The following is an 8,841-nucleotide window of genomic DNA, read 5'->3' on the forward strand; positions in this document are numbered from 1 at the left end:
TCGCACGGTTTGTAACTCGTTGGGATACCAGCGACGATCACGACACGAAGACGCCAGATCGGGGTCAAGCTACTTTTCGGCGGCCGTGGAAGTGGGCTCGACATGTACGAGACAGTCCTCGTGCCGACTGATGGGAGCCCGATAGCGGACAGTGCAGGCGCGTATGCGATCCGACTCGCTGAACGGTTCGATGCGACGATACACGTCGTTCACGTCGCCGAGCGGGCGCTCATCGGCGGCGCTGACGACGGCGAGCAAGCAGTCGACGACCTCGCCGACCGCGCGGCGGCTCGAGACCTCGAGGTGACGACGGCGATCCGCGACCCGGAGGGTGACGTCTACCGCGTAACTCATCGCGTACGCCGAGACAGAAGCCGTCGATCTGATCGTCATAGGAACCCACGGTCGCGGCGGTCTCGATCGGTTCCGCCTCGGCAGTGTCGCCCAGCGAACGCTACAGGAGTCGCCCGTTCCGGTCGCGACGGTCCACGAGGAGACGAGCCTCGAGGCCGACCTCGAGCGACTCGTGGTGCCGACCGACGGGAGCCACAGCGCGGCGACCGCCCTCGAGCACGCGATCGCGGCGCCCGAACGGGTGTCGGACAGTCAGTAGCGATCGAAGTACCGATCCTGAACCTTCACGAAGGCGGCCATCAGCAGTGCGAACACCGCCGCAGCGATCCCGATCTGAGCCCAGTGGACGAGCGCGAGCGGCTCGACGTCGAACAGGAGCTGTCCGGTCGAGGTGTAGAGCACGAGCAGCTGCAACACGACCGCGATGCCGACCGCGGCGACGAGCCAGTTGTTCGAGAAGAGTCCGAGCCCGTATCGGAACCGAACCGCCTGAATACGGACGATCTCGAATACGACGAACCCGGTGAACACCATCGTCTGGGCGAGCTCTCGGCCGACCTCGTAGCCGGGACTCCAGCCCAGCACTGCTCCCGTCACGTCATAGCCCGGAACCAGCTCGCCGTAGAAGTTGAGCGTAAACAGCGGGAGCAGACAGACCGTCATGAAGATCGCGATGCCGACGATCGAGGTGACGATCCGGTCGGTGATAACACCCTCGTCGGGCGGCCGAGGCTCCCGTTCCATCACGTCGTCGGCCGCGGGGTCGACACCCATCGTGAGCGCGGGAATCCCGTCGGTGACGACGTTGATCCAGAGCACCTGAATCGGCGTGATCACGAGTCCGAGTCCGGCGAGCGTCCCCGTAAAGATCATCGTCACCTCGCCGCCGTTGCCCGATAAGAGGTAGTTGACGAACTTACGGACGTTGTCGAAGATCCGTCGACCGCCTTTGACGGCATCCCGGATCGTCGCGAAGTTGTCGTCGAGCAAGACGATATCGGAAGCTTGTTCCGTGACGTCGGTGCCACGAATCCCCATCGCGATCCCGACGTCGGCGTTCTTGACGGCGGGCGCGTCGTTGACGCCGTCGCCGGTCATCCCGACCGTGTGGCCTTTCGACTGGAGCGTCTTGAGAATGCGTGTCTTGTGGTCGGGCGAGGTGCGGGCGAAGATGTCGACGTCGTCGACGATCTCACGCAGTTCCTCGTCGCTGATCTCCTCGAGTTCGGGCCCCGTCACGACACGCGTCGATCGCAGGCCGACCTCCTTGCCGACCGCCCGCGCCGTGACGGCGTTGTCGCCGGTGATCATCACGACGTTGATGCCGGCGTCCAGACAGCCTTCGATCGCGCCCGGAACCTCCGGCCGGGGCGGATCGAGCATCCCCTGCAGACCAAGGAAGACCATCTCTTGCTCGAGGGATTCATCGGGCGTTTCTGTCTGGTCGTCAGGAACGTCGGGCCGGTAGGCAAACCCCATCACGCGCAGGGCGTCTTCGGCGAACGACTCGGTCTGTGCCTCGAGTTCCTGCCGGCGTTCGTCGGTGAGGTCGACGAACTTGCCGTCGACGAGTTCCCGGTCACAGCGCTCGAGGACGGTCTCGGGTGCGCCTTTCATATAGGCGACTATCTCGCCGTCGGGCGTCTCGTGGACGGTCGTCATCCGTTTTCGCGCGGAGGTGAAGTCGACTTCGCCGAGTCGGGGGTAGGCCTCGTCGAGTTCGTCGTGGTCGAAGCCGGCCTTTTGGGCGGCGACGAACAGTGCGATCTCGGTGGGATCGCCGAGATACGTTCGTTCCCGTCCGCCGGACTCGCCAGCTTCGCCGTCGTCGGCATCTCGTTCGCGGGTGCCGACGTCGACGTTGTTACAGAGCATCCCACAGCGCATCACCTCCGCGACGCGGTCACTGTCGACGGGCGTGTCGTCCCGTCGGAACTCGCCCTCGATGTCGTAGCCGGTGCCGGTCACCTCGTAGGTTTCTCGGTTGGCGACGATTCGCTGGACGGTCATCTCCTCTTCGGTGAGCGTCCCCGTCTTGTCCGTACAGATGACGTCGACCGAGCCAAGCGCCTCGACGATCGGCAGCCGGCGTACGAGCGCGTTCTGGTCGGCCATCCGCCGCGCACCGAGGGCAAGCGAGAGGGTGACGACCGCGGGCAGCCCCTCGGGCACCGCCGAGACGGCGATCCCGACCGCCGTCAGGAAGACCTGCAGCGGCGGCGTATCCCCGATCACGAGTTCCGTGACCGCAATGACCGAGACGATGCCGACGACACCGAGTGCGATGAGTTTGCCCAGCCGGTCCATCTCCGCCTGAAACGGCGTGTCCCGTTCCTCGGCTTCCTCGAGCGCGGTCGCGATCTGGCCGATCTCGGACTCGGGGCCGGTCTCGACGACGACCGCCATCCCCGAGCCACGCTCGACGACGGTGTCCTTGTACAGCATGTTCTCCCGCTCGGCGAGCGAGGTCTCCGTGTCGACCTCGCCGACTTCCTTCGAGACACCGACGCTCTCGCCCGTCAGCGCCGCCTCGTCGACGCTCAGATTGGATTCCTCGAGGAGCCGGGCGTCAGCCGGGACGATATCGCCCGACTCGACGAAGACGATATCGCCGGGGACGAGCTTCGTGGCGTCGAGTTCGGTCTTCTCGCCGTCCCGTCTGGCCATCGCGTACGTCGTCGACATCTCCTTGAGCGCCTGAATGCTCTGTTCGGCGCGGTAATCCTGCAAAAAGCCGAAGACGGTGATGAAGACGACCACACCGGCGATCACTCCGGCGTCGATCACGTGGCCGACGAGCGCCATCACCGCCGCCGCGACGATCAGCACCCAGATCAGTGCCGGCTTATACTGGTCGATGAAGATCTGCAGCGGTGAGATTGCCTCCTCGGCTTCGATCTCGTTCGGTCCCTCGCGCTCGAGGCGTTCGCGTGCGTCGTCCGAGGTCAATCCCCGTTCCGACGTCTCCAGTGCTGCATAGACATCCTCGAGCACCCTCGAGTGCCAGTCGCGGTCCGACGCTGGTTCGGGTCGCTCGTCTTGTGCTGACCGTGACACGTGTATCTAGGTGGTATCTGTCGTGGAGTATTTAATCGCATTCCCGAATGAGACGTCTCGACTGTCGAGCTGTCCCCACACGAGAGCGGGCCAAATCGATTTATACGCGGTTGATGTAGGCGCGGGTCACGATGCTCGAAGAGAAAATCGCGATCGTGACCGGCGGCGCAGTCGGCATCGGCAAGGCAATCGCCGAGCGATTCCTCGCGGACGGTGCAACCGTCGTCATCGCCGACATCGACGAGAAGACGGGCGCGGCGACGGCCGACGACCTCGGCTGTGCGTTCGAACACTGTGACGTCCGCGACTACGAACAGGTCGAGGCGCTCGTCGAGGGCGTCGTCGAGACATACGGCGGCCTTGACGTCATGGTGAACAACGCCGGGGTCGCAAGCGTGACCTCGGTCGAGGAGATGGACCTCGAGGAGTGGCGAGCCGTCGTCGAGACCAACCTCGATGGCGTCATGCACGGGACGAAAGCCGCGCTGCCCCACCTCAAGGAGACGGACGGGTCGATCATCAATCTCGGCTCGATCTACGGCCTCGTCGGCGGGAAAGGTGCAGCCTCGTACTCCGCGGCGAAAGGCGGCGTCGTCAACTTCACCCAGCAGGTCGCGATCGACTACGCCACCGAGGGCGTCCGCGTCAACAGCATCTGTCCGGGCTTCGTCGAAACGCCGATGACAGAGGACTTACTCGAGGACGAGCGCTTCTACAGCTATCTCGAGCAGAAAACGCCGATGGATCGGCACGGTCAGCCGGAGGAAATCGCACCCATGGCCGCCTTTCTGGCCTCCGACGACGCATCGTACATCACTGGGGCGAACATTCCGGTCGACGGCGGCTGGACGGCCTTCTAAAGCCGCCATCGGTGCCCGGCTCCGGCAGCCGCTGAGAGGCGGACGCAAGATTAACATGATCGACGGTGTAGGCCCGACCGTATGTCCGAAACAGTCCAACGGCTCGACCCCCTCGATCGCCGACCACTGTCGGATAAGACCTGTCTCATTACCGGCTCCTCGCGCGGGATCGGTCGGGATATTGCGTTCGAGTTCGCGCGCTGTGGCGCGGACGTCGTCGTGAACTATCGCAGCTCCGATGAGAAAGCACAGGCGGTGACCGAACGAATTCGGGCGAACGACGAGACAGCGATCGCCGTCGGTGCCGACGTCTCCGATCCGAACGACGTCGCCCGGATGGCAGAGGAGGTCCACGATGAACTCGGCTCGGTCGACGTCCTCGTCAACAACGCCGGCATCACGATCGACCGGAAGTTCGAGGATATGACCTACGAGGACTGGAGCCGAGTGATCGAGGTCAACCTGAACGGGACGTTCAACTGCACCAAAGCGTTCTACGACGACATCAAAACGGCCGATCAGGGACGACTGATCAACATCTCGAGCGTCGTCGGCCAGCAGGGCAACTACGGCCAGGCCAACTACGCCACGTCGAAGGGCGGCCTCATCGCCTTCACCCGGACGATCGCCCTCGAACTCGCCAGACACGGCTCGACGGCGAACTGCGTCGCGCCGGGCTTTACCGAAACCGACATGCTCGAGAAGGTCCCCGACCGCGTGCGCGACCAGATTCGAGAGGACATCCCGCTCGATCGGTTCGCCGATACCGAAGACATCGTCGGGATGGTTCGATTCCTCGCCGGCGACTACGCCGATTACATGACCGGGCAAGTCATCGGGATCAACGGCGGGATGGAGTGGTAGAGACGGCCCGTATATCGGAGCAGTGGCGCCGTCGGTTTCGATTCGGGCCACTGGGCGGGTGGTATTATGTCGGCTGCTGGCGTATGGCACTCTATGAGCGAACGCATTCTCGTCCCCTACGACGGCTCGCCACAAGCGACGGATGCCCTCGAGTACGCCCTCGAGACGTTCCCCGATGCATCCGTAACGGCACTCAACGTTGTGCCCCTTCCCGAAGGTTACTGGGCTGCGTTCGAAGACACCGAACACCGGGCCGCCGACATCGACCGGGCCCACGAGCGCGGACAGGACGTCCTCGAGGAGGCGATCACGGTCGCAGCAGAACACGACCGTGACCTCGAGACCGAGGTTGCGACTGGGAAACCGGCTCGAGAGATCGTCGAGCAGGCGGAGACCGACGAGTACGAGACGGTCGTCATCGGCAGTCACGGCCGAGAGGGCGTCTCACGGGTGCTGCTTGGGAGCGTCGCGGAGATGGTCGTGCGTCGGTCACCGATCCCCGTCGTCGTCGTCAGATAGCCGTCTGTCGTCAGTTGCTGGCACGGAAACGACTAAGGCGAGTCGAACGAGACGTTTGCCCAACTCAATGTCCGCACCGGATCACGCCGTCGACCCTGTTCGTTCGATTCTCGTCCCGACCGACGGGAGCGACGCCGCTCGGGCTGCCCTCGAGCGCGCGCTCGCGATCGCCGACCGAGAAGACGCAGTCGTTCACCTGCTGACGGTCATGGACACCAGCGACGGGCCGCTCTCGTTCGGCATCGCGGACGTCCACGAACTCGAGGCGTCGAAAGAACGACTGCTCGAGGAGCTCACCGCGAGCGCCGACAGGTACGACGTCGAGGTCACTGGGGCCGTTCGTCGAGGCCGTCCTGCCGACGAGATCCTGAGCTACGCCGACGAACACGAGATCGACCAGCTCGTGCTCGGTCGGACCGGGCGTGGCGCGGTCACAGAGGCGCTCCTCGGCAGTACGGCAGACCGCGTCGTTCGCACGGCGACAGTCCCCGTCCTCGTCGTTCCCGACGCCACCGTCGGCGGCGACTGACCGGGCCGCCCCGTCGATCACGGCGCGTAGCTTTACTATCGTCACGCTCGAACACCGGGATACGATGTCGCGATCGATTCTCGTCGCACACGATGGCTCGTCCCACGCACAGGCTGCACTTGAGTACGCACTCGAGATGTTTCCGGACACACGACTCGTGGTCTTTCATGCGATCGATCCGTTCGAGCTCACGCCCGACGAAGACCGACTCCCGCCGTTGACCGAAGACTGGCTCGCGGAACAACACGACGAGGCGGCGACGCTCTTTGCGGACGCGCTCGAGGCCGTCGACACGGAGGGCGTGGTGATCGAGACCGAGACGGCGGTCGGCTCGCCGGCACAGACGATCGTGGCTGCCGTCGAAGAGACCGGCGTCGACGGGATCGTCATCGGCAGCCGCGGTCGGGGGAACGTCGCCGAGGCACGGATGGGGAGTACGGCCGAACTCGTCGTCAAGCGTGCGAGCGTGCCGGTGACGGTCGTCCGATAACACCGAGATCGTCACTCCTCGGGTGTGTCCCGAACGACCGTGACGGTCACCGGCGACCGGGCGACGACCATCTCCGCGACGCTGCCGAGCAACAGACGGGAGGGGCCCAGCCGCCCGTGGCCGCCGAGAACGATGCCGTCGATGTCGTGATCCTCGACGTAGTCGATGATTTCGCGGGCGGCGTCGCCGGTCACACTTTCGGTCGTGAGATCAGCGTCGTGTTCGTCGGCCAGTTCGCGAACTTCCTCGAAAACGAGTTCCTCCTCTTCAGCCGCCCGTTCGAACCACGCTTCGGAGCCGTGGGGCGGTTCGTTTCTGACGTCGACGGGTGTCATGGAGCTATAGCCGGGCTCCGACGGGTCGATCACGTGTAGCGCGACGACGGTCGCGTCGGAATGGGTGTCGAACGCGTATTCGAGTGCCCGTTTCGAGAGCGGCGAGCCGTCGACAGGAACGAGTAGTTGACGAGACATCACCATCCCGTACTTCGCGTAGTCTCAAAAGAGTATGCAGGGATGGACAGCCACGCTCGAGCGTCGAAAACGGCTCCCTCGAGTCACGATCAGCCGGCTGACGGCAGCCCTTTATCCGTCTCGTCGGTGTACGGCCGAGCGCTTGAGATGAACTACAAGGAATTTATCGGGCAGGTCCAGCACCGACTCGAATACGCACAGTTCGGACAGGCCGTTCGGGCGACCAGAGCCGTCCTGACGACGCTCGGCGAGCGCTTACAGGAGGGCGAGGCCACCGATCTCGCCAGCCCGCTGCCGATGGAGATCGATCGCTATCTGACCCACGCCGAACACGGTCAGCGGTTCGACTATCAGGAGTTCCTCGACCGGGTCGCCGACCGCGAGGGTGTCGACCGCGCCGACGCGAACTACCACGCCCAGCAGCTGTTGGCAGTCGTCGCGGAGGTCGTCCCCGCGGGGAACCTCGAGAAGATCGACGGGCAACTACCCGAGGAGTTCGATCCACTGTTCGAACTGATCGAGACCGCCGAGGGGTGACCACCAGCGAGCAGCGACCCATGACAGAGAACAACGCGCCAACGAGGTGTGGGGGCGTCACGAACGACCCACCGGGACCGATCAGCCGCGTCTCCCGGCCGAAGACGGCCGCTCGAGAGTGGTACAGCCGGATTAGCGGCTGGTACGACTGGGTCGCCGATCCGTTCGAAGCCCCCGCCAGAACGGCCGGGCTCGACCTCCTCGCTGTCGAGTCGGGCGAGCGCGTGCTCGACGTCGGCTGTGGCACCGGCACCGCCCTCGTCGCGCTCGCTCGAGCCGTCGAGCCGGACGGGGCGGCCGTCGGACTCGACCTCGCGGACGGGATGGTCCGTGCCTCAAGGGACGCACTCGCCGATGCCGACCTCGAGCGTGGTGTCGTCGTGACTGGCGACGGCGCGGCGTTGCCGTTCACAGCCGACACGTTCGACGCCCTCTTTGCGAGTTACGTTCTCGAACTCTTCGAGACGACCGAGCTACTGGCTGTGCTGGCGGAGTGGCAACGCGTCCTCGCACCCGGCGGTCGGCTCTGTGTCGTCTCGCTGTCCCGTCGCGGCGACGGCCCGGCGACGTGGCTGTACGACCGCGTTCACGAGACGGTCCCGACGGCTGTCGACTGCCGGCCGATCTACGTGCGTGATACGCTTTGTGAGGCCGGGTTCCGGGTCGACGAGACGCGCACGGGGACCGTCTGGCGGCTCCCGGTCGAGATCGTTCTCTGTCGGCTCGAGTCCTGAGCCACCAGTCACGATCCTGTGACACTCACTCCGCCGTGGGCGCGCCCCGAACGAGCGTCACCGTCAGCGGCGAACGGTGTGCGACCCGCTCTGCGACGGAGCCCGTAAACAGCCGCGCCGCAAGCGATCGACCGTGGCTGCCCATGACGAGTTGGTCGGCATCGATCGCCTCGGCGTAGTCGATGATTTCTGCGGCCGGGTCCCCAGCGACGGTTTCGGTGTCGATCGTCACCCCGCGATCCTCGGCCAGCGTCGTCGCCGACTCGAGTACTGTCTCGGCGCGGGTTTCGTGCTCATGGAGGAGTTCCTCGAGATAGGTCCCTCTGACGGCGTCTCGAGGCCGGTCGAACGGAACCTCGAGCACGTGGAGTCCCGTGTGTGTGGCGTCGGGGAACGTCTCGAGGGCGTACTCGAGGGCATCCGT

General features: G+C 64.9%; 10 protein-coding genes and 1 pseudogene. 8 read left to right on the forward strand and 3 right to left on the reverse strand.

Features of this window, described 5'->3' with window-relative positions; all coding sequences use genetic code 11:
• The first annotated feature begins 102 nt into the window (after positions 1 to 102).
• Positions 103 to 613: pseudogene (locus C495_RS17295) on the forward strand (universal stress protein).
• On the opposite strand, the gene C495_RS11815 reads toward C495_RS17295, so the two are convergent.
• A complete protein-coding gene (locus C495_RS11815) occupies positions 607 to 3,411 on the reverse strand; it encodes a cation-translocating P-type ATPase (RefSeq protein WP_049890294.1) in 2,805 nt (934 codons plus the stop codon). The pseudogene C495_RS17295 and the gene C495_RS11815 sit on opposite strands and share 7 nt — an antisense overlap.
• Before the next feature lie 131 nt (positions 3,412 to 3,542).
• Between C495_RS11815 and C495_RS11820 the strand changes: the two genes are divergently transcribed.
• From C495_RS11820 to C495_RS11840, 5 genes are all read left to right on the forward strand, one after another.
• Positions 3,543 to 4,271 carry an SDR family NAD(P)-dependent oxidoreductase gene (locus C495_RS11820; protein ID WP_008163168.1) on the forward strand — a complete coding sequence of 243 codons (729 nt, stop codon included), beginning with the start codon at positions 3,543 to 3,545 and terminating at the stop codon, positions 4,269 to 4,271.
• Positions 4,272 to 4,352: 81 nt separating this feature from the next.
• Positions 4,353 to 5,135 carry a 3-oxoacyl-ACP reductase family protein gene (locus C495_RS11825; protein ID WP_008163169.1) on the forward strand — a complete coding sequence of 261 codons (783 nt, stop codon included), beginning with the start codon at positions 4,353 to 4,355 and terminating at the stop codon, positions 5,133 to 5,135.
• 93 nt (positions 5,136 to 5,228) lie between these two features.
• Complete coding sequence (locus C495_RS11830; RefSeq protein WP_008163171.1) at positions 5,229 to 5,654, forward strand: universal stress protein; 426 nt, start codon at positions 5,229 to 5,231, stop codon at positions 5,652 to 5,654.
• Between the two features lie 67 nt (positions 5,655 to 5,721).
• Positions 5,722 to 6,183: a universal stress protein gene (locus tag C495_RS11835; RefSeq protein WP_008163173.1), complete on the forward strand. Its 462-nt coding sequence runs from the start codon at positions 5,722 to 5,724 to the stop codon at positions 6,181 to 6,183.
• A 64-nt stretch (positions 6,184 to 6,247) separates the two neighbouring features.
• Positions 6,248 to 6,673 (forward strand): universal stress protein, encoded by a 426-nt coding sequence (locus C495_RS11840; protein ID WP_008163175.1) that lies wholly within the window; start codon positions 6,248 to 6,250, stop codon positions 6,671 to 6,673.
• 11 nt (positions 6,674 to 6,684) lie between these two features.
• Here the strand turns inward: C495_RS11840 and C495_RS11845 are convergent, their stop codons facing one another.
• Positions 6,685 to 7,146: a universal stress protein gene (locus tag C495_RS11845; protein ID WP_049890322.1), complete on the reverse strand. Its 462-nt coding sequence runs from the start codon at positions 7,144 to 7,146 to the stop codon at positions 6,685 to 6,687.
• 147 nt (positions 7,147 to 7,293) lie between these two features.
• On the opposite strand from C495_RS11845, the gene C495_RS11850 reads away from it, so the two are divergent.
• Both C495_RS11850 and C495_RS11855 read left to right on the forward strand, forming a co-directional pair.
• Positions 7,294 to 7,683 carry a DUF2267 domain-containing protein gene (locus tag C495_RS11850; protein WP_049890323.1) on the forward strand — a complete coding sequence of 130 codons (390 nt, stop codon included), beginning with the start codon at positions 7,294 to 7,296 and terminating at the stop codon, positions 7,681 to 7,683.
• Positions 7,684 to 7,703: 20 nt separating this feature from the next.
• Positions 7,704 to 8,417, forward strand: coding sequence for a class I SAM-dependent methyltransferase (locus C495_RS11855; protein ID WP_049890295.1), 714 nt, complete (start codon positions 7,704 to 7,706; stop codon positions 8,415 to 8,417).
• 25 nt (positions 8,418 to 8,442) lie between these two features.
• Here the strand turns inward: C495_RS11855 and C495_RS11860 are convergent.
• The coding region (locus C495_RS11860) for a universal stress protein (RefSeq protein ID WP_008163183.1) at positions 8,443 to 8,841 on the reverse strand (399 nt) is incomplete at its 5' end.

Origin of the sequence: Natronorubrum sulfidifaciens JCM 14089 (assembly GCF_000337735.1) — an archaeon.
Taxonomy (GTDB): Archaea; Halobacteriota; Halobacteria; order Halobacteriales; family Natrialbaceae; genus Natronorubrum; species Natronorubrum sulfidifaciens.